At 40.2% G+C, this 19,367-nt stretch carries 17 protein-coding genes, 1 tRNA gene and 1 other RNA gene; 9 read left to right on the forward strand and 10 right to left on the reverse strand.

The genetic code is table 11. The features are described 5' to 3' along the window. Window positions 1-44: 44 nt before the first annotated feature. Window positions 45-302 carry a hypothetical protein gene (locus IQ236_RS23020; protein ID WP_193871449.1) on the forward strand — a complete coding sequence of 86 codons (258 nt, stop codon included), beginning with the start codon at window positions 45-47 and terminating at the stop codon, window positions 300-302. Window positions 303-337: 35 nt separating this feature from the next. Here IQ236_RS23020 and folB read toward each other — a convergent pair whose 3' ends face one another. Next, window positions 338-697: a dihydroneopterin aldolase gene (gene folB / locus IQ236_RS23025; RefSeq protein ID WP_193871450.1), complete on the reverse strand. Its 360-nt coding sequence runs from the start codon at window positions 695-697 to the stop codon at window positions 338-340. Between the two features lie 56 nt (window positions 698-753). Between folB and IQ236_RS23030 the strand changes: the two genes are divergently transcribed. Continuing rightward, window positions 754-826 (forward strand) — tRNA-Arg (locus tag IQ236_RS23030). Window positions 827-944: 118 nt separating this feature from the next. Here the strand turns inward: IQ236_RS23030 and der are convergent. Next, window positions 945-2,309 (reverse strand): ribosome biogenesis GTPase Der, encoded by a 1,365-nt coding sequence (gene der, locus IQ236_RS23035; protein ID WP_193871451.1) that lies wholly within the window; start codon window positions 2,307-2,309, stop codon window positions 945-947. Window positions 2,310-2,475: 166 nt separating this feature from the next. Between der and IQ236_RS23040 the strand changes: the two genes are divergently transcribed. Continuing rightward, window positions 2,476-3,726: a NupC/NupG family nucleoside CNT transporter gene (locus tag IQ236_RS23040; RefSeq protein WP_193871452.1), complete on the forward strand. Its 1,251-nt coding sequence runs from the start codon at window positions 2,476-2,478 to the stop codon at window positions 3,724-3,726. A 71-nt stretch (window positions 3,727-3,797) separates the two neighbouring features. Here IQ236_RS23040 and IQ236_RS23045 read toward each other — a convergent pair whose 3' ends face one another. Next, window positions 3,798-5,747 (reverse strand): CHASE2 domain-containing protein, encoded by a 1,950-nt coding sequence (locus tag IQ236_RS23045; protein WP_322744314.1) that lies wholly within the window; start codon window positions 5,745-5,747, stop codon window positions 3,798-3,800. A 297-nt stretch (window positions 5,748-6,044) separates the two neighbouring features. Between IQ236_RS23045 and rnpB the strand changes: the two genes are divergently transcribed. The 3 genes from rnpB to IQ236_RS23060 all read left to right on the forward strand — a co-directional run bounded on the left by rnpB (window position 6,045) and on the right by IQ236_RS23060 (window position 8,429). Continuing rightward, window positions 6,045-6,514, forward strand: an RNA gene (gene rnpB, locus IQ236_RS23050) — RNase P RNA component class A. An 89-nt stretch (window positions 6,515-6,603) separates the two neighbouring features. Beyond that, on the forward strand, window positions 6,604-7,338 hold the full coding sequence (gene rnc, locus IQ236_RS23055) for a ribonuclease III (RefSeq protein ID WP_193871453.1): 735 nt from the start codon (window positions 6,604-6,606) through the stop codon (window positions 7,336-7,338). A 74-nt stretch (window positions 7,339-7,412) separates the two neighbouring features. Next, window positions 7,413-8,429 carry a Gfo/Idh/MocA family protein gene (locus tag IQ236_RS23060; RefSeq protein WP_193871454.1) on the forward strand — a complete coding sequence of 339 codons (1,017 nt, stop codon included), beginning with the start codon at window positions 7,413-7,415 and terminating at the stop codon, window positions 8,427-8,429. Window positions 8,430-8,468: 39 nt separating this feature from the next. Here IQ236_RS23060 and IQ236_RS23065 read toward each other — a convergent pair whose 3' ends face one another. Continuing rightward, a complete protein-coding gene (locus IQ236_RS23065) occupies window positions 8,469-10,481 on the reverse strand; it encodes a sensor histidine kinase (protein WP_193871455.1) in 2,013 nt (670 codons plus the stop codon). 915 nt (window positions 10,482-11,396) lie between these two features. On the opposite strand from IQ236_RS23065, the gene IQ236_RS23070 reads away from it, so the two are divergent. Next, complete coding sequence (locus tag IQ236_RS23070; RefSeq protein WP_193871456.1) at window positions 11,397-11,615, forward strand: DUF2811 domain-containing protein; 219 nt, start codon at window positions 11,397-11,399, stop codon at window positions 11,613-11,615. A gap of 174 nt (window positions 11,616-11,789) precedes the next feature. Here IQ236_RS23070 and IQ236_RS23075 read toward each other — a convergent pair whose 3' ends face one another. The 6 genes from IQ236_RS23075 to IQ236_RS23100 form a co-directional block, all read right to left on the reverse strand. Further along, on the reverse strand, window positions 11,790-12,470 hold the full coding sequence (locus IQ236_RS23075) for a response regulator transcription factor (protein ID WP_193871457.1): 681 nt from the start codon (window positions 12,468-12,470) through the stop codon (window positions 11,790-11,792). A 210-nt stretch (window positions 12,471-12,680) separates the two neighbouring features. Further along, a complete protein-coding gene (locus IQ236_RS23080) occupies window positions 12,681-13,376 on the reverse strand; it encodes a response regulator transcription factor (RefSeq protein WP_190521893.1) in 696 nt (231 codons plus the stop codon). Window positions 13,377-13,485: 109 nt separating this feature from the next. Continuing rightward, window positions 13,486-15,435, reverse strand: a complete 1,950-nt coding sequence (locus IQ236_RS23085) for a tetratricopeptide repeat protein (RefSeq protein ID WP_193871458.1) — start codon at window positions 15,433-15,435, stop codon at window positions 13,486-13,488. A gap of 224 nt (window positions 15,436-15,659) precedes the next feature. Next, window positions 15,660-15,830, reverse strand: coding sequence for a photosystem II assembly protein Psb34 (gene psb34 / locus IQ236_RS23090; RefSeq protein ID WP_190521897.1), 171 nt, complete (start codon window positions 15,828-15,830; stop codon window positions 15,660-15,662). A 65-nt stretch (window positions 15,831-15,895) separates the two neighbouring features. After that, on the reverse strand, window positions 15,896-16,723 hold the full coding sequence (locus IQ236_RS23095; RefSeq protein WP_193871459.1) for a thiazole synthase: 828 nt from the start codon (window positions 16,721-16,723) through the stop codon (window positions 15,896-15,898). A gap of 110 nt (window positions 16,724-16,833) precedes the next feature. Further along, on the reverse strand, window positions 16,834-17,667 hold the full coding sequence (locus IQ236_RS23100) for a sulfurtransferase (RefSeq protein WP_193871460.1): 834 nt from the start codon (window positions 17,665-17,667) through the stop codon (window positions 16,834-16,836). A gap of 148 nt (window positions 17,668-17,815) precedes the next feature. Between IQ236_RS23100 and IQ236_RS23105 the strand changes: the two genes are divergently transcribed. Then, on the forward strand, window positions 17,816-18,388 hold the full coding sequence (locus IQ236_RS23105; protein WP_193871461.1) for a Uma2 family endonuclease: 573 nt from the start codon (window positions 17,816-17,818) through the stop codon (window positions 18,386-18,388). 92 nt (window positions 18,389-18,480) lie between these two features. After that, a complete protein-coding gene (locus IQ236_RS23110) occupies window positions 18,481-19,353 on the forward strand; it encodes a tRNA (5-methylaminomethyl-2-thiouridine)(34)-methyltransferase MnmD (protein ID WP_193871462.1) in 873 nt (290 codons plus the stop codon). The last annotated feature ends 14 nt before the right edge of the window (window positions 19,354-19,367 follow it).

The following is a 19,367-nucleotide window of genomic DNA, read 5'->3' on the forward strand; positions in this document are numbered from 1 at the left end:
GTAACGACGTAGGTATGTCAAACCCCGTGTAGTTGAGGAGCGGAATGACGAGAAATTGTCACGTTCCGTTTTGTAGAGCAGTAGGAGAGGCGACTCTCTTACTGACTTTAATCCTTTCTCAATGGGATGGTTTCAGTTGTGATTTAAACCTACAGAAAGATGCTTCTGTAATGGATTCATCCGGTTTAAATCATGGGGTGCTTGGCACACCCCCGAACTCGGTGAAACCTAATCAAACAGAGTATATTCAACTATCTTTGTTTGATTGGACTAGATACGAGAATCCCACCCTAAGAGCGTAGCGTAGGGGTGGGAGTGTCAATAACCCTATTTTTTTCTAAGTTGACTCACGAGTTAGATCAATTTGGATTTTTCCCGTAAAATCAGGAATTGGGGGGTTTGGTTTCGTTAACTGTATACGCACTTTTTTGACTAAGGGCTGTTTTAATAAGGTGTCGGTAATTTCTGTAGCCAATCGTTCTATCAGGGCAAATTTGCCAGTTTTAATGATAGTCTCAACGGTGGTAATGGTGTGGCGATAATCGAGGGTGTCTGCGATTTGATCACTGGCTCCGGCGGCTGTTAAATCCAACCACAGGGTCACATCCACCTCAAACCATTGGCCTAACATTTGTTCTTCGGGTAAATAACCCGTATAGCCGTAGCTGCGAATCCCGGTAATGTGAATGGAGTCCATAATCACTTAAATTAAAATGACATTTTCCAAAGGATATGTTATACTAACAAAAGTATGGGTATGTAGCTCAGTGGATAGAGCATCAGATTCCGGTTCTGAGGGTCGGGGGTTCGAGTCCCTCCATACTCGTTTAATTTAACGGTTAATAGGGGGTAATGGGTATGAGTGGAAAATTTAGCCCCCATCTGCGGAATGTGGGTTCAAATTCCATCCCATCCCTCACTCCCCCTGCTCCACCTACTCTTAATTATTTAACGCGGGTAGCTCGGTTAGCGGTATTGCGTTCAACTTCTCTGGCAGATTTGCCCCGCCAAATTAATCGAATGGGTGTGCCTTTAAAGCCTAATTGTTTGCGGAATTGGCTGTCAATATAACGACGGTAATTGTCATTAAATCGTTTAGGATCATTGACAAATAAAACCAAAGTTGGGGGTTTACTACTCACTTGGGTTCCATAATAGATTTTCCCTTGTTTCCCTTGACGAGTAACGGGGGGAGAATGCCAACTTACCGCTTCTTCAAGGACTTCATTAATAACCGCCGTTGAGACTCGTCGTTCATGACCTTCAGCAGCCGTATCGACTAAATTGAGAATTTTTTCAACCCGTTGACCCGTTTTGGCACTGATAAAAATTAATTCAGCCCAATCCATAAAATACAGTTTAGCCCGTACCTCTTTTTCATAGTCTAAAATGGTATAGGTATCCTTCTCAACCGCATCCCATTTATTAACAACAATGACACAAGAACGACCTTCTTCTATAATCCGATCTGCTAATTTTTGATCTTGATCTGTAACTTGATCAATGGCATCAATGACTAATAACACGACATCGGCGCGATTAATGGCTTTAAAGGCGCGATTAATTCCAAAAAATTCTGCCCCATATTCGACATTTTTCTTGCGGCGAATTCCGGCGGTATCAATTAATCGATAGGTTTGATCATTGCGTTGAATAACAGTATCAATTGCATCTCGTGTTGTACCTGAAATCGGGCTAACAATGGCGCGATTTTCCCCTAAAAACGCATTTAATAAGCTCGATTTTCCGACATTAGGACGACCAATAATGGCGACTTTGATTTCTTTGTCTTCTTCAATTTCATCAATAGCAGGTAAATATTGAATTAACTCATCTAATAATTCTCCCGTTCCTGATCCATGAATCCCTGAAATTGGATAAGGTTCTCCTAATCCTAATTCCCAAAATTGTGCAGCTTGAATGATTCCAGTTGTAGGAGATTCGCATTTATTTACGGCTAATAAAGTGGGGACAGATTGTGCGCGCAACCAAGTTGCGATCGCTTCATCTCCTCCCGTTACCCCCATCTGACCATCAACGACAAAAATCGCGGCGCTGGCTTCGGTTAAAGCCGTCAGAGCTTGTTCTCGAATCAGGGGCAAAAATTCCGTATCATCATCAAAGACTAATCCCCCTGTATCGACGACGATAAATTCTCGATCTTGCCAAAAAGCACGTCGATAGGTGCGATCGCGGGTAATTCCGGGTTCATCATGGACAATTGCATCGGGACTTCCTGCTAAACGGTTGACTAGGGTAGATTTCCCGACATTAGGACGACCAATAATAGCAACAATAGGTAAAGACATAAACAATCAGTTATCAGTTATCAGTTATCAGTTATCAGTTTAACATAGATTAAAATCCGTGAAATCCGTGAAATCCTCTTAAATCCCTGATCTATATTTTGAATTCTAACTGAAAAATGCACAATACTCTCATTGTACATTGAAAATCTACAAGATTGAGCAAATTATGGAACGTGGAATTTCACTTTTAGGATTATTTGTTTTTATCGGAATTTCCTACCTCTTCTCGGTGAATCAAAAAGCCATTCGTTGGCGTCCGGTATTCTGGGGAATTGCTTTACAGTTAATTTTTGCCGTTCTCATCCTCAAAACTACCCCTGGTTTTGTCGTATTTGAGTTTCTAGGTAATTGTGTAACTCAGTTTCTAAATTTTTCCGATCAAGGGGCTAAATTTGTGTTTGGGGAAACCTTTCAAGATCATTTTATTGCTTTCAAAGTTTTGCCAACAATTATCTTCTTTTCGTCTTTTATTTCAATTCTCTATCACTATGGAATTTTACAAAAAGTTGTAGAAGTTGTTGCGTGGGTGATGATGCGAACCTTGAAAACATCAGGGTCAGAAACTTTATCTTGTTCGGCTAATATTTTCATCGGACAAACGGAGGCTCCGTTATTAATTAAACCCTATATCTCGACTTTAACTTTTTCCGAACTTCATGCGGTAATGACGGGGGGATTTGCTACGATTGCAGGGGGAGTTATGGCGGCTTATATTTCCTTTGGAATTCCCGCCCAACATATTTTAGCCGCATCTGTCATGTCGGCTCCCGCCGCTTTAGCAATTTCTAAACTATTCTATCCTGAAACTGAAACTTCTCTGACCAAAGGAACGGTTAAAATTGAGGTTAAACCCACCTCTGCTAATGGAATTGATGCCGCAGCAACGGGAGCCAGCGATGGCATGAGGTTAGCTTTAAATGTGGCAGCGATGTTAATTGCATTTCTAGGATTATTAGCCTTAATTAATGGGATTTTGCAAGGGTTGGGAAGTTTTTTCGGTTTGCCTAATTTATCCTTAGAAGGGATATTATCTTATTTATTTGCTCCTGTTGCTTGGTTAATGGGAGTTCCCCTGTCAGATTGTTTGCAAGTCGGAATTTTATTAGGGAAAAAGACTATTTTAAATGAGTTTATTGCTTATTTAGATTTAAAAGTTTTGATGGAAAATGGAGTAAAAATTGCTCAAGGGAAAATTTCTGCTAATGCCGTCCCCACGATTTCTGAACGAGCAATTGTTATCTCAACCTATGCCTTATGTGGATTTTCTAATATTGGTTCAATTGCGATACAAATTGGAGGAATTTCTGCGATCGCTCCTGAACGACAAGCGGATGTAGCTCGATTAGGATTCAGAGCCATGATAGCAGGTTCCATTGCCTGTTTTATGACCGCTTGTATTGCAGGATTACTCTTGTAATAAGCAATAGTAACTAGGCAATTATTGATCAGTCTTGTAAATCGTAAATCGATCTAATTAACAACTAAGGTTTAATTTTGGGGAGGATATTGAGATGCTTCTTTATAGCCAATCACCCGATAAATATCCACCATTTCTTGTTTTCCTTTAAGCGGCATTGGCCCCCAAGATTCCACCTCAAAACTCTTGTCAATATATTGTAAGGTTTGGGACGCAATTAAAATCCGACAAAGACTGGATTGTCGATCTTTTTGACAACTTTCTAAACGAGAGGCAATATTAACACTATCTCCTAATAAACCATATTCTAAGCGTTCTTTTCCGCCCAAACTTCCAGCCACAATCGGGCCTGTAAAAATCCCAATCCGCATGGCTATTTCCGGGAAATTTCGACTTTTCCAATCTTGATTTAACTGTTTTAAACGATCTTCAATTTCTAATGCACAGGCGACTGCTTCATAAGCATCTTGAGCAATCGCGGCTTCAGTTCTCCGAGCTACGGGAACCCCAAAGGCTGCCATAATTCCATCCCCAGTAAACTTATTAATAATTCCATGATGAGCTTGTACACATTGGGTTAAAACCGATAAATATTCATTTAACCATTCCATTAAGGTTTCTGGGGGCATTTGTTCAGAAACCGTACTAAAATTTTTAATATCACTAAACAGAATAGTCGCAATTAATTTTTCACCGGGTAACTTACCATCAGCTAATAAACGATCCCGACTATTCCACAACGCATTAGCCACTTCCGGCGAGGTATTTTGTCCTAATAATCGCATCACAATTTGTTGTTGACGTTGCGCTTGAAAGGCTCGATACCCGATAACGGTTGCACTGGTAAAGAGAAAGGCTAAAGCGGGAGTGGTCGTTGGAACCCAACGCTGATGAAGGAACAAGAAAAAACTTAACCCACATAAAACGGTGATTAAACCGGGATTTCCTAATGTAATAATCCAGACATTACGACTTGACCAAGATAAAGTTGCGCCAATTAATCCCCAACTACAAATCCATAACAATTCTCCCCAAGGTGACCAAAAAATAAATAAGGGTCGCTCCCCTAAAACCGCATCTAAAATTTGGCTAACCATTTGAGCATGGACGAGAACTCCCGGCATTTTGAGGGCTTTTTTTTCCGCCGGACTAAAGGGGGTAACAAATAAATCTTTACCACTGGGAGCCACTGTCCCAATTAACACAATTTTATCTTTAATCGAATTTTTAGGCAGTGTTCCGTATAAAAATTTGGTGAGACTAATTAGTTTTGCGCCATCATTAGCAGAGCGATAATTTAAGAGAATTTGATATCCTTGATCATCAATGGTTTGATAGCCACCGGAATCATGGGATAAGGGAAAAAATTCGGCTTTTCCCCATTGAATGACATTCGGGTTCTGGGGGTTGTTATTCGGTGTAATGTTTTGAGCTAATAAATAGTGCAGAGCTAATCTTAAGGAAAAGGAATAAAGAGTTGTATCGGAGGTATTAGCAAACATTAAATTCCGACGAATCACATTATCAGGATCAAGCAATAAATCATTAAAACCAACTTGTTCAGGGGAAATATTTGGGGGTGCAGGGATTCCCTTGGTTTCACTATAACCTAAACTATTAATGACGATAATATTATCAGAGGTTTTAAATTGTTGGCGAAGTTGCTCATGTCCGGGTTCATATCGAATATCACGATACAAATCTAAACCAATAACTTTCGGTTGATCTTGTAATAATTTTTCTAATAATCGAGCAATGACTTCATCGGAAAGGGGCCAACGGTTAAAGACTTGAATATCTTCTTCTGTAATGCCAATCACGACTAATCGGGGGTCAGCCATTAAAGTCGGGCGTAATCGTACCATTTGGTCATAAGCAACTAATTCTAACGGTTGTAACCAACCTAAATAATAAATTCCTAAAACTAAAGACAACGCAAGAATTGTGGCTATGACAACAGCAAAGATCTCTGATAGATCAAGCCACTTATTGTTAAATTTATTAATTCCCAGAATAGTCACAGTGGCTCTCGATTATTCGCCTAATTTTAACTAGAATAACATAAAAAATTAGATCCCGAAATAGTAGCAAAGGTAAAATAAGAGAGTTCAAGAATTATCGCATCAACCGCATTGTTCAGGGTTCGATAGTCCGATGACAGGATCTCATGGGTGAGCGCCGTTATCTTTTTCGGTTTCTAATCCTGTACTGTGCCAATATTAACCCAATTCAATCGATGAATCACGGATCAGTCAGATCCTCATCTATGAAATTCTATCAACTGGAGAACAGTTGCAGTAGAATAGGAAAGGGGGTAAAGAGTAAGCGCAGGCGATTACGGACTTGTTAAAAGTCTGAGGAAAGTCCGGGCTCCCGAAAGACCAAACTTGCTGGGTAACGCCCAGTGCGAGTAATCGTGAGGATAGTGCCACAGAAAAATACCGCCTTTTCAGTCAACTGTGAACAGTGAACAGCGAGACAAAAGAAGAAATTTATAACTGATAACTGGTAGAGACGCGCCATGGCGCGTCTCTACACTGATAACTGATAACTGAAAAGGTAAGGGTGCAAAGGTGTGGTAAGAGCGCACCAGCAACGTCGTGAGGCGTTGGCTCGGTAAACCCCGGTTGGGAGCAAGGTCGGAGGAACTAAGGTTGGTCTTTTTCCCGTTCCGCTCAAAAGTGGTACCGCTAGAGGTGTTTGGTAACAGACATCCCAGATAGATAATCGCCATCCAAAGCTGATTTCAGCCTGGATAACAGAACCCGGCTTATGTCTGACTCTTTCCCTCCTTTTTTGACTAACATAACAGGCAAGATGCCTGTTCCACACACTTGACTTGATTGACAGGCAAGATGCCTGTTCCACTTCCACACTATGACTGTTGGCTATCCAAATCGAAAACGCCAGTTACAAAAGCTGATCCAACGTTTGGGACTTTCTAATCAGGCCCCCATTCCCTGGGACTTGTTAGATTTGGCTTTAACTCACCCTACATTGTCAGCAGAGGCCAATTATGAACAATTGGAATTTGTCGGAGATTCGGTGGTGCGGTTGGTGGCGTCTGAGTTGTTATTTGAAGTTTATCCCCACTGTCCGGTTGGAGAATTTGCGGCAATTCGTTCAATTTTAGTCAGCGATCGCACTTTAGCGGAAATCGCAGATTATTACGGAATGTCCCAATTTTTGCTGGCCGCAGGCAGTGCAATGCGGGATAAAGCTGGGGAAGAATCTCGTCTGGCGGACTGTTTTGAAGCCGTATTAGCAACGTTATATCTGGGGACTCACGATTTAACCTTAATTCGTCCTTGGTTAGATCCCCATTTTCAACAACGAGCCGCAGAGATTATTCGAGATCCGGCTCGTCATAATTATAAAGCCGCTTTACAGGAATGGACGCAAAGTCATTATAAAATTTTGCCGGAATATAAGGTGCAGCAAAATCGCCAAATTCATAACGATCAAGAACGTTTTACCGCAGAAGTTTGGTTAAAAGGTCGTAAACTGGGTGAAGGAACGGGACGGTCAATTAAAGCGGCTGAACAAGCGGCGGCTCAAGTTGCATTTCTTTCGTTAGTAGATACCGAAAATCTAACAACTCTTCAGCATTAATCCCTTAAACACTAAACAACTGATAATGCGGATACTTGATAACTGATAACTGACACAATATTCCCTTAATTCCTATGACTCATCCAATTAATATTGCTATCTTTGGTGCAGGTCGTTGGGGTGTTCATTTAATCCGTAACTTCCATCAACATCCTGACTCTCAAATTGTGGCGATCGTAGATTCTAATCCTGATCGTTTACAAGCAGTTAGAGAACAATTTCAACTCCCTGGAAATATTAGGTTAGTAACCGATGGATCAACCATTTGGAATTTACCCAATTTAGATGCCGTTGTAATTGCAACTCCGGCGGTAACACATTTTCCTTTAATTTCAGCAGCCTTAGAAAATGGGTGTCATGTTTTTACAGAAAAACCTTTAACTTTAAGTGTTTCTGACTCTTTGCAATTGTGTGAACTAGCGCAACAAAAACAGAAACAACTTTTTGTGGATCATACTTATTTATTTCATCCGGCTGTAGAAGAGGGTCAAAGGGTTATTCAATCAGGAAAATTAGGAGAATTACGCTATGGTTACGCTACTAGAACCCATTTAGAACCTGTCCGACAAGATGTTGATGCGTTATGGGATTTAGCCATTCATGATATTGGAATTTTTAACCATTGGTTAGGTGAAAAACCTATCAAAGTCAAAGCAACTGGAACCGTTTGGTTACAACCTGAATCAGGATTATCAGATTTAGTGACCGCTACTTTAACCTATCCCAATGGATTTCAAGCGTTTCTGCATTTGTGTTGGCTAAATCCTGACAAACAGCGTCGTTTAGCAGCCGTTGGAACTCAGGGAACCTTAATCTTTGATGAACTCCAATCAGAAGCTCCTCTTACCTTACAACACGGTTATTTTAATCGAATTGATAAGACTTGGAAAGCGGCGGGATTAAATCGAGAAATTATCCCCATTCAACATCGTGAACCCTTAGCTCAAGTTTGCGATCGCTTTCTCGATTCAATTCAAAATCATCAACCTTCCCCCATTTCTTCCGGTTGGGTTGGTGCAGAATTAGTTAACATTTTGGGTGGGTTGAGTGAATCGTTAAAAGCAGATGGACAGCCTATTTTATTAGAATAGGGAATTACGAATTACGAATTACGAATTACGAATTACGAGTTAAGTTGAAACCGAGTTAACTTTAGGAGGGGAAATTGAACCTTGATTTTCAGGTAATTTGACATTAGTATCCGACAAAGGAATTCCAATCATTACGGTTGTTCCTTTATTTAATCCCGCACTATCGAGAACAATATAACCCCCCATCATTTGCATTAAACTGCGAGAAATCGCTAAACCTAATCCAATTCCCCCAAATTCCCGTGTCGTTGAACCATCTACCATCGCAAACGGTTGAAAGATTTTTTGCTGTTGTTCCGGCGCAATTCCAATTCCGGTATCCTTAATGGTTACGACAACTTGATACCGCATTAAATCTGATTTTGAGCGGGGTTGATCTTCCGTTATTTCAAGAGCATTAGTATCAGAATTTTCGGGAGAATTTGAGATAGATTCAATACAGGTTGCCATTGTAATTCCTCCAGACTTTGTAAACTTGACGCAATTATCAATAATATTAATAAAAACTTGCTTTAACTTATCAGGATCAGCGTGAACAATAATCGGTTTATTTAGAATGGGTAGAGCAATGGTTAAGCCTTTTTGTTGAATATCTACCATTTTTAAATTCACCGCATCTTTCAGGGTTTGTTCTAAATCCGTTGGTTCAATCATCACCGATAACTTGCCTTCCTCAATTAAAGCAATATCTAAAATATCATCGACTAAATTTAATAAATGTTTACTAGAATCATAGGCAATTTGAAGATAATCGTCCTCTTCTTCTTGGGTATCACAAAATCCATCTTGAATTAAGTTAATTGAATTAATAATTCCATTTAAAGGGGTTCTTAATTCGTGAGAAACAACGCGCAAAAATTCATTTTTCAATCGATTAGCGACTTTAGCTTCTTTGGACGCATACTCTAAAGCTTGCGCTCTGGCTCTAAGACTCCCGACCATAGTATTCAGAGCTTCAGCTAATTGATTAAATTCTCGAATTTTAAGATTTCGAGGAACATTACCCGGAGTATCCAAATCATTAGCTTTTAGGGCATAATCTCTCAACTTTTCTAATGGATAAGCTAAATCTCTGGAAATATAAAGGGCTGCAATAATGCTGGCAATAACCAAACATAAAATTAATGAAATTAACAAAGATTTAATATCTCTTAATCCTGATAAAGCATCGTCTAAATCAACAACCGCTAAAACCACCCACTGATTATCCTTTTCCTGGGTAATGGGGCTAGGAATTGCATCATATCCTGCTAAAAGTTCCCGACCGGATTTATCAAAAGAAAATAAATGAATAAAAGAATTTCTATTTTCCGCCAGAGCATTAGATAATAAATTATTTAATCGATCAGAATCTGTTTCTTCTTCAATATTTCGTCCCACTTGATCAATGTTAGGATGACTGATAATAGTTCCCCCTTGATCAATAATTACTGTAAATCCTGTTAAAGATTTAGGACGATCTTTAGCTTCTAAATATAAGGTTGATTTCAAACTTAACGCATATTTTAATACGCTTTTATTGTTATTTTGATTAAGATAAACTGGAGAACTAAATACTAATCTAACTTGATTCCGCCAATCTGACTCCTGTGAATCAACTTCAGGAGCTAAATAATTAATATAAATCTCAGAGTTTTGAGGCTTTTGTAAAGGCCAGAAATTTTTAGGGATAGAATAGATGGGCTGTTTTCCACAGGTACTCGCAACCACTTGTTCTGTTTGCAGATCAGTCAATTGTAGACAATTAACCGCAGGAAACATTTGCCTTTTAAGCTGGGAAAGAAAAACAGAATACTGTTGAGCTTTTCCTGATTGTAAAACAATATTGTCCGTTGCAATCCTCAAATTAGACTGGATAGAAGCAGTCCATTCTTCAAGGGTTTGTGCTTTTTTAGTAGCACTCTCTGTTAAGTTAAAACGGGCTGTTTCCAATAAACCAGAACGAGCTTTTCTATAGGTAACATACTCACCCACAAGCAGCACAGGAAGACTAAGCAGTAAAATCTGCGTCAGTAGAATCTGGCGAAATGAAGATTGACGTAGCTTGGGCATAGTAGAAGATAGGAAGCAAGAAACAGGAGCCAAGGGTGAACAGCACAGAGCAGTTCCCTGGATAATGGATCAATGATGCTTTGACTTTAACCGATCTGAATCCATCAGATCTAAAAAAAACAGATCCCTATCCTAACCGACTGAGTGTCAAGTTTTGCAGCCTGATCACGAGTTAGGGTTAAACCGTGACAATTTATCACTAAATTTGCTGGTTTACAAAACCGGACATGAGAGTTTCCATTGATTCAGTCTTAATTATTATATAAGATCAACGGTTTATAATCTATCCCCACTGATTTTTGCTCCCCAGGAAATCTTCTAAACTGTCCAAACACAGACAAAAATGGATTATTGATCATCAAAGATCAATTGTTTTTTATTCAGGAAAATCTCAAATTTAACCCATGAGTTCTTTTGATCAGATCCAATGAATAATACTTTGAATTCATGCCGTTTTTAGAGCTTTGATCCGCTCTCCTGTTTTGGGTCTGTAGAATCTTTAAAATTCTTATCGTTATGGCAAATTTTCCCCACCGATTCCACAGGTTTTCCACAGTGAAGCGCAATGTTTTCCCCAGGTAAAGCAGAGTTTTCCACAAGAGAAGACGTGAGGTTGCAGCCTACTGGTGAAATTGGGGATTTTGCCAAGGGGAGGGAAAAGCATGAGAAAAACAAGTTGTTTATGAACTTTTGTAACAGAAACCGCAGGTCAAATATCGATTCTTTCGTGACTGAATCAAAACTTCGTGACAGGTTGTAACAGTTTGCAACATTGACAACCCTACCCCTAGATCGCACAAAATGAATCGACGACCCAATTTCAAATTTTAGGGCTGAGGGGGAAATTGAGTCCCAACCCAGCCCTGATGTTGAAATTGTGCATTGTCCTGTACCAACACCGATGAGAGCAGTTTCATGAACACAAGTGTAAGTATCTTGACCGAAATTCCTGAAACGCTGCACGAATCCCTCCAGGGCTATCTGGAGACCCACCCAGACTGGGATCAAGATCAGGTTTTTTCCGCAGCCCTGTCGCTTTTTTTGTTGCAGAATGGAAATAGCAACACCCCAGAAGCATCGAGCAGTTATCGTCAAGCGGCTCGTGTTTATCAGGAAACCCTATTTCAGTCTTAGGAAGAAAAATACTCCTGTGCAGTTGTTTCAGGTGAATCACCAACCGGGGGATCAAGAAACCATTACCTAATTTTGTCGGCGTCCGGATCGAATCTAAGGTGTTGCATCAACAGGTGCACCCTTTCGATTCCGGGGGATAGAGTTAGTGGAGAGCCCTTGACAACCGTTTACTGATCAATCAAATCGATAACCAACACTTCTAACCGTTTGAATAAAGGAAGGATTTTTAGGGTCGGGTTCAATTTTTTTCCGAATTTGACCAATATGAACATCAATCACCCGTACCCCTTCACTACTCTCATCTTGGTAGCCCCAAACTTTTTGTAATAGTTCTTTGCGTTCCCAAGCTCGACCCGGTTTACTCGCTAAACAATACAGCAGATCAAATTCCAACGCACTTAAAGTGACTAATTCACCTTTAAGATAAACTTCTCGTCGATTAGGATCAATCATTAAATCCCCATAGGTTAAACTTTGACGCTCTTGATCAAATGTTGAGCGATGGCGCTTCAAAATGGCTTGAATCCGAAGGGTTAATTCTTCTAAATCAAAGGGTTTGGTTACAAAGTCATCCGCTCCTTGTTTTAACCCCAGTTTCGGATCTTGTTCACTGGTTAGCATTAAGATAAATACACTGGTTCGACTTTGCATTTCTCGGCATAATGCTAAACCTGTGGTATCGGGCAAATTCAAATCTAAAATCACTAAATCAGGGTTAAACTGTTCAAATGCCTTTAACGCTGAATCGCCGTCGGATGCAACCTCCAGTTGGTAGTTCTGTTGGCTAAGATAGCGACTAATTAAATTCCTGATTGCCGGATCATCATCAACTACAAGAATTTTTGCCGATGTCATAACAAGAGGGTTAAACGAAGAGGTGATTAAAAGGATAAGCTCAACACTTTTATACTCATTAAAGGTTTGAATTTTGTCCTCATTTCCTCCTCATGAATAGAGGGGATAAAAGAGGATAATATTCAAAGCTTTAATATCAGTAGCTCCCCTTTAAATTGGACAATTATGTTCACCTACAAACCGTTAACAATTAATGATAATTATCTTTAATTATTGACGTTCTGTGGTGCGTCGATCAAACATATATCCCACACCCCGAATAGTTTTAATAAAAGAAGGTTTATCCGCATCAGGTTCAATTTTTTTACGAATCTGACCGATATGAACATCAACGACGCGCTGCTCCCCTTCATACTCATAATCCCACACTTCTTGCAATAATTCAGCCCTTCGCCAAGCTCGACCGGGTTTACGAGCTAAACAATACAGCAAATCAAATTCTAATGCACTGAGTGGGATTATTTCACCCCGAATATAAACCTCACGACGATTAGGATCAATGGTTAAATCCCCATAAACTAAATTTTTGGGTTGTGTTTGTGCTGGAGTTCGTTGACGCTTCAAAATCGCTTTGATGCGAAGGTTTAACTCTTCTAAATCAAAGGGTTTGGTTACAAAGTCATCTGCTCCCTCCTTCAACCCGAGTTTGGGATCTTTTTCGCTGGTTAGCATTAGGATAAATACACTGGTTCGACTTTGCATTTCTCGGCATAATGCTAAACCTGTGGTATCGGGTAAATTTAGATCCAATACTACTAAGTCAGGATTGAACTGTTCAAACCTTTCCAATGCCGAATGGCCATCACCAGCCGTGTCAACTTGATAGTCTTGTTGGCTGAGATAGCGACTAATTAAGTTCCGTATTGCCGGATCATCATCGACCACGAGAATCTTTGCAGATGCCATAACCACCCATATCGAGCAGAAGGTTGAGCAAGAATACTAAATAGACATCTCAATGTTAATGGAAAAGTTGAACCTACACCTAACAAAATGTCAATTTAGTTGTATTGCGTTACAGAGCGCGTAATATTTCAGGGAGTAGATGACCTGGAATTTGAGATAAAGCCTGATTTTGTCCCTGTAACCCAGACTCATTGTAGAAAGCACGAATGGTTCTGAGCAAATAACTCAACGTCGTTTGATGATGTTCAGTGATCTTTGAGTTAGGGATAACACCCTCTGCTGGCTGTTGTTTTTCTAGCTGACTAGACCCATTAATATCAGCTTGAAGATGGTGTTTGAGTGCGACTTCTAATAGAGAAATTCGAGTCGCTTTGCTCAGGGGGAAGTTCGAGTCTGTTGCTAACTGGTAATGCGTGAGCCCTAGGTTATTATGAGTCGCTAACGGATCAAAGGTGAGTTGGGTTGGACTCAGAGCGGATGCAATTGAGAGCGCCTTTTGATAGGCTGCAATTGCCCTTTTAAAGAATTTAGCACGAATCTCTGACTTCTGATAGTGGTTGGCTAAATGCCAATAGGCTATGCCCAAGTTATTATAGGTGGCTGCACAGGCAATGGGGGCTGATGCGCTGGTACGATAGGTTAAGGCTTGATGATAGGCATGAATGGCTTGCAGGAGCAACTTGGCTGAGGGTTGATATTGACTGAGTGTCCAATAGGCGGTTCCTAAGTTGGTTTGGAGGAGGGCATAGTTGAGGGGGTCTTGTTGCGGGGTATAAAATTCCATCGCCTCAGTATAGGCAGTAATGGCGGCTTTGAGATGAGGAATGGGGTGAGTTTGTTGGGCGAGTTTCCAATAGGTGGTTCCGAGGTTATTTTGAATTGTGGCATAATCTTGGATTTGAAAAGCATCAATTTTAGTCTTGTTTAACTTGAAGTAAGATAAGGCTTCTGTATAGGCAATTAAGGATTGTTCTAAGTTTTCAATGGGATCTCGTAGGTTGGCTAAATCGCTGTAGGCTGTTCCTAAGTTTTTTTGGATTTTGATGATCAGGTGGGGTTGAACTTCGGGGTCAATTTTCATTAAAGCATTTTGATAGAAAATAATGCTTTGTTCTAAATCGGAAACTACATCGGCTGAAGAATGTTTCTCTGGAAACCGTTGGCGAAATCGCATCCAATACAAGGTTCCTAAGTCATTACAGATATCAATAGAGTCCGGGGTATTATTTAACAATAACTCGGTTTCTGGAACAATCTCTAAGGCTTTTTCATAAGCTTGAATTGCCAGGGTATAGTTGAGTTCTGAATTGTCTCCGGCTACAATGCGATCGCAGTAAATTGTTCCTAATTGGCGATAAGCTTGACCCAGGGAGAAGGTATCGGACTGTTGTTGTAGGTGCTGAATCTGATCCAGGAGTTGTTTTAAAGGATCGGATATTGTCTCGTCTAGGTGTACAGCAACCCCAGGAGAATTTAAGGGAATCGTTTCTGATTCTAAATCGCTGGGGGTTGGATCACTCATCCATTGAAACACTCCGGTTCGTCTGCGCCAAAACTCCGGTGCTGATTGTTGAATACAGCATAACCAAGGAGAAGAAATCCACAGCACTAAGCTACATTCTAAGCTGTCAAGATGCTGTTCTAGGGTGCGTAAATGCCGTAAAAATGACCATTGTATCGCCGGAGGTTGGCGGGTGAGATGTTCAACGCCTAAAATTTGAAATCCGAGCAATGATTTAGGGTCAGAATTAGATGAATTTTGAGCATACCATTGGGTAATTGCTTCAAAGGGATTAGGATCGTTTAAATCCAGTTTTAAATTAATTAAGGGTGAAAAAAGCGGGGAATTTAAACTGTGTTGGGCGGTTAAGATCGTCTGATTTTGGGCTAACAAATCTTTTTCTAATTGGAGTATCAGATAATTCCGCAACTTTAAGTTATCACAAACCGCAATAAAAATTTGATGGCGAAGTTGTAAACGGAGCGCCTGTTGTAAACGATGATAAGTTTGCTGATCAGTTTCTGATAATAGAATAGAAGAACTGTTGCTCGTCGCCATTGTCAATCATTTAGCCATTACACACCTCTATTTCTATTCTTCTATCAAGTTGTTCTGGCTCAGGAGGAGGCGACTGTTTAACCGTTATTTAAAAATAGTAAAAATTTTCACAGAACCCGCCCCTACTCTTAAAATTCCCTATTTTCCATAAGGACGAGTTCAATTGTATCTTGAGAGGTTAACAAAAAATTCCCAAAACCCATCTGGACTGAAGCGTTGATATTTTAGGATATGGAAGCAGCGAGGACGACTAAACCCCCGACTAAGGCAATCCCAGCAATACCCGCAATCAGATAATTCCGTTTTTGTGAACTCGTGGGGGGTTCGGCTGTGTAAACTTTAGGTTCGACCGCGAAGTTATTGAGTCGTCCACCCTCTTCTTTTATATAAGGCATGAGTAAAAATCCATAGATTACTATCTAGGATCAACCATAACAAAAATTTACACAAAAGGGAAACATTAACGGGTAATTGTACCTGTTAAGGGGGAAGATGCCTCAGCATAGGTCTTGACCGGGATGCGTCCGGCGAGATAAGCTAAACGTCCCGCTTCAGTAGCCATTCCCATGGCTTTTGCCATGGCCATTGGATTTTGGGCTAAAGCGATCGCAGAATTAATTAATAACGCATCCGCCCCCATTTCCATAGCTAAGGTGGCTTCACTGGGCGCACCAATGCCCGCATCCACGACAACTGGAATTTTGGCATTATCAATAATAATCGCAATATTAGCAGCGTTCCTAATTCCTTGTCCTGAGCCGATGGGAGAACCTAATGGCATCACCGTTGCACAGCCAGCTTCTTCTAATCGTTTTGCTAACAGAGGATCGGCGTTAATATAGGGTAACACTGCAAAGCCTTCTTTCACTAATTGTTCGGCGGCTTCTAAGGTTCCAATCGGGTCAGGAAGCAAATATTTACTATCAGGAATGACTTCTAATTTAACAAAATTATTGTCTTCCTGGCCTAATAATTTTGCCATTTCTCGCCCTAATCTGGCTACCCGAATAGCGTCTTCGGCGGTTTGACATCCGGCGGTATTGGGGAGCATCCAAATTTTATTCCAATCAATGGCTTCGGCTAATCCTTCATGTCCGGGGGCTTGGGTTTGGACTCGTCTAACCGCAACGGTGACAATTTCGCAGCCACTCGCTGCAATACTATCTTGCATTTCTTGAAGGTTGCGATATTTCCCGCTTCCTGTCATTAACCGAGATTTAAAGGTTTTTCCCGCAATGGTTAAGGGGGTATCCAGAAGAGATGGGGTTGGTTTTTCTAGGGTTTGCATCGGTGTTAATCCTGAGTTAAAAAGGTTCAATTTTTATTGTAATTGAATTGAGGTAAAAACCGATCAATTATCTCGGATTTTTGAAGATTAACTTCAAAAATACTAATAAATTATTTTTGTTCTTCGATTAAATAGGAACACCAATCACTCCAACTTCCTCCGTACAGTTGAGCGTGATGAATCCCCGCTAATTCTAAGGATAATAAATTAACACAGGCTGTGACTCCTGAACCACAATAAACGATAATTTCTTCAGCCTCTTTAATCTTTTCCCAGCGTTGAGATTGTTGATTTATTTTAACAAATCCGGTGGATTCTGTCACCTCTTGCCAAGGATAATTAACGGCTCCCGGAATACAGCCTGCAATGGGATCAATGGGTTCTGTTTTTCCTAAATAGCGATCGGGTTCACGGGAGTCTACAACCACAACTCCGGGTAAATCTTTTCGGGCTTTTACGGTTTCAATATTAACTAACATTTCGGGATGAATTTGCGGTGTAAATTGTCCTGATTTTGCTGTGGGAATAATAGAATTAATCGGATAGCCTAAATTTTTCCACTGGCTAAACCCCCCATCTAATAAAACGACTTGTTCATGTCCATAATAACGCAGCAACCACCACAACCGCGAAGCAAAAGCGAATCGAGAATCATCATAAGCTACAACTAAGGTTTGTTGAGAGGTTATGCCAATTTCTGATAATTTTGCAGCGAGTTTTTCTGGGTTGGGTAGGGGGTGACGTCCGCCGTGTTTTTGAAGGGGACTCGCTAAATCCTGGTCTAAATCTAAATAATAAGCACCCGGAAGATGACCGTCTTGATATTGTTGTTGTCCGAGTTGGGGATTTGCTAAGGAAAATCGACAATCTACAATTACGATATTAGAATCTTCAAGATGGTTTGCTAACCAGTCTGGGGAAACAATTAATTGGGGTTCTGTCATGGCAATATTGATAATAATGTGATTTAAAGGTTTATGGGAAGCCCTGAAGGGCTTACTACTTCATCAGGAGAATTTATTTTATAATTATCATATCGGATTCTTAAATAGAATTGATTTAATCTTTTTTACAGAAATCAGGAAAAACGTTATGATTGCTAATTCTCAACCCTATATGGCGCGTGAAGATTATCTCGAAGCTGAAAAGAACAGTCTGATTAAGCATGAATATATTCAAGGGGAAATTTATGCGATGGTGGGGGCGAGTGATGCCCATGTTACCATTGCAGGTAATCTTTTTGCCTTGTTGAGAAATTACTTAAGAGGAAAAGGCTGTCGGGTTTATATGGCGGATATGAAAGCTGATATTGAAGTTTTAGATATCTATTATTATCCTGATGTGATTGTTACTTGTGATCCTAGAGATAGGGAATTTCAATATTTTAAACGATATCCTAAATTAATGATTGAGGTGCTTTCCCCAGGAACAGAAGGATTTGATCGAGGTAAAAAATTTGAAGATTATCGACATTTAGAAACTTTAGAAGAATATGTTTTAATTAATCAAAATCGAGTCAATATCGAGTGTTTTAGAAAAAATTCTGAGGGTTTATGGGTTTTATATCCTTATAGTTCAGGACAAGAAATTTATTTAGATAGTCTGGATTTTCGGTGTTCAATTACTGATCTTTATGAAGAGGTTGAATTTCAAGTTACAACTTAATCGGATAGAAACTGGGTTTCTTTATGAGTTGATTATTATAAATAATTAGATGGTGCGTGCGCTGCGCTTACACACCCTACACAGGAGGTAAGATGATAGAAAATCAAGGATTAATACCCCAATTAACGGCTGATGGTTCGTTTACGTTTTTCTCCTCGGAATTTGGAGAATTATTTCATAGTCATTTTGGGGCGAAACAGGAAGCCGAACGAAAGTTTGTTGAACCCTTACAATTAAGAAAGAAAGCCCAAAAATCTTCCTTGTTTTTGCTTGATATTTGTTACGGCTTGGGTTATAATACAGCCGCAGGTTTAACCGCAATTTGGGATATTAATCCTGACTGTAAAATTGAATGGATCGGCTTAGAATTTGATCAACAAATTCCCCAAGCAACCCTAGAGTTTAATTTACTGAATGACTATCCTAATTATATTCAAGAAATTTTAAAAGAACTCGCCCAAAATCATTATCTAAAAACAGAATTATTGAATGCTGATTTAATGATTGCGGATGCTCGAAATACCATTCAAACCGTTTACAATTCTGGGTTTAAAGCCGATGCAATTTTTCTCGATCCCTTTTCTCCGCCCCATTGTCCCCAACTTTGGACAGTCGAATTTTTAACCCTAGTTGCTCAATGTCTCCAACCCCAGGGACAGTTAGCGACTTATTCCTGTTCGGCTGCGGTCAGAAGGGCCTTACTGGATGCGGGATTAAACATTGGCTCTACCTCTCCCGTTGGACGACGGACACCGGGGACAATCGCCAGTTTTGAGGGTTTACCGCCTCTGTCTCCCCAAGAACAGGAACATCTGCAAACCCGCGCCGCCATCCCCTATCGAGATCCCAGTTTATCCGATCCGGCGGAAGTGATTATCCTCCGTCGCCAAGCCGAACAAGACACCTCGACCCTTGAGCCCACATCCCATTGGAAGAAACGATGGCGCAGTGAGTCCATCTTGTGAAAAGATAGATTAAG

The sequence above is a fragment of the Planktothrix mougeotii LEGE 06226 genome (assembly GCF_015207485.1).
Taxonomy (GTDB): Bacteria; Cyanobacteriota; Cyanobacteriia; order Cyanobacteriales; family Microcoleaceae; genus Planktothrix.

Bases quoted from the DNA above. Each gene is read 5' to 3' on its own strand.
- IQ236_RS23020 (WP_193871449.1), top strand. From the start codon at position 45: ATGACGAGAAATTGTCACGTTCCGTTTTGTAGAGCAGTAGGAGAGGCG.
- folB (WP_193871450.1), bottom strand. From the start codon at position 697: ATGGACTCCATTCACATTACCGGGATTCGCAGCTACGGCTATACGGGT.
- der (WP_193871451.1), bottom strand. From the start codon at position 2,309: ATGTCTTTACCTATTGTTGCTATTATTGGTCGTCCTAATGTCGGGAAA.
- IQ236_RS23040 (WP_193871452.1), top strand. From the start codon at position 2,476: ATGGAACGTGGAATTTCACTTTTAGGATTATTTGTTTTTATCGGAATT.
- rnc (WP_193871453.1), top strand. From the start codon at position 6,604: ATGACTGTTGGCTATCCAAATCGAAAACGCCAGTTACAAAAGCTGATC.
- IQ236_RS23060 (WP_193871454.1), top strand. From the start codon at position 7,413: ATGACTCATCCAATTAATATTGCTATCTTTGGTGCAGGTCGTTGGGGT.
- IQ236_RS23065 (WP_193871455.1), bottom strand. From the start codon at position 10,481: ATGCCCAAGCTACGTCAATCTTCATTTCGCCAGATTCTACTGACGCAG.
- IQ236_RS23070 (WP_193871456.1), top strand. From the start codon at position 11,397: ATGAACACAAGTGTAAGTATCTTGACCGAAATTCCTGAAACGCTGCAC.
- IQ236_RS23075 (WP_193871457.1), bottom strand. From the start codon at position 12,470: ATGACATCGGCAAAAATTCTTGTAGTTGATGATGATCCGGCAATCAGG.
- IQ236_RS23080 (WP_190521893.1), bottom strand. From the start codon at position 13,376: ATGGCATCTGCAAAGATTCTCGTGGTCGATGATGATCCGGCAATACGG.
- IQ236_RS23085 (WP_193871458.1), bottom strand. From the start codon at position 15,435: ATGGCGACGAGCAACAGTTCTTCTATTCTATTATCAGAAACTGATCAG.
- psb34 (WP_190521897.1), bottom strand. From the start codon at position 15,830: ATGCCTTATATAAAAGAAGAGGGTGGACGACTCAATAACTTCGCGGTC.
- IQ236_RS23095 (WP_193871459.1), bottom strand. From the start codon at position 16,723: ATGCAAACCCTAGAAAAACCAACCCCATCTCTTCTGGATACCCCCTTA.
- IQ236_RS23100 (WP_193871460.1), bottom strand. From the start codon at position 17,667: ATGACAGAACCCCAATTAATTGTTTCCCCAGACTGGTTAGCAAACCAT.
- IQ236_RS23105 (WP_193871461.1), top strand. From the start codon at position 17,816: ATGATTGCTAATTCTCAACCCTATATGGCGCGTGAAGATTATCTCGAA.
- IQ236_RS23110 (WP_193871462.1), top strand. From the start codon at position 18,481: ATGATAGAAAATCAAGGATTAATACCCCAATTAACGGCTGATGGTTCG.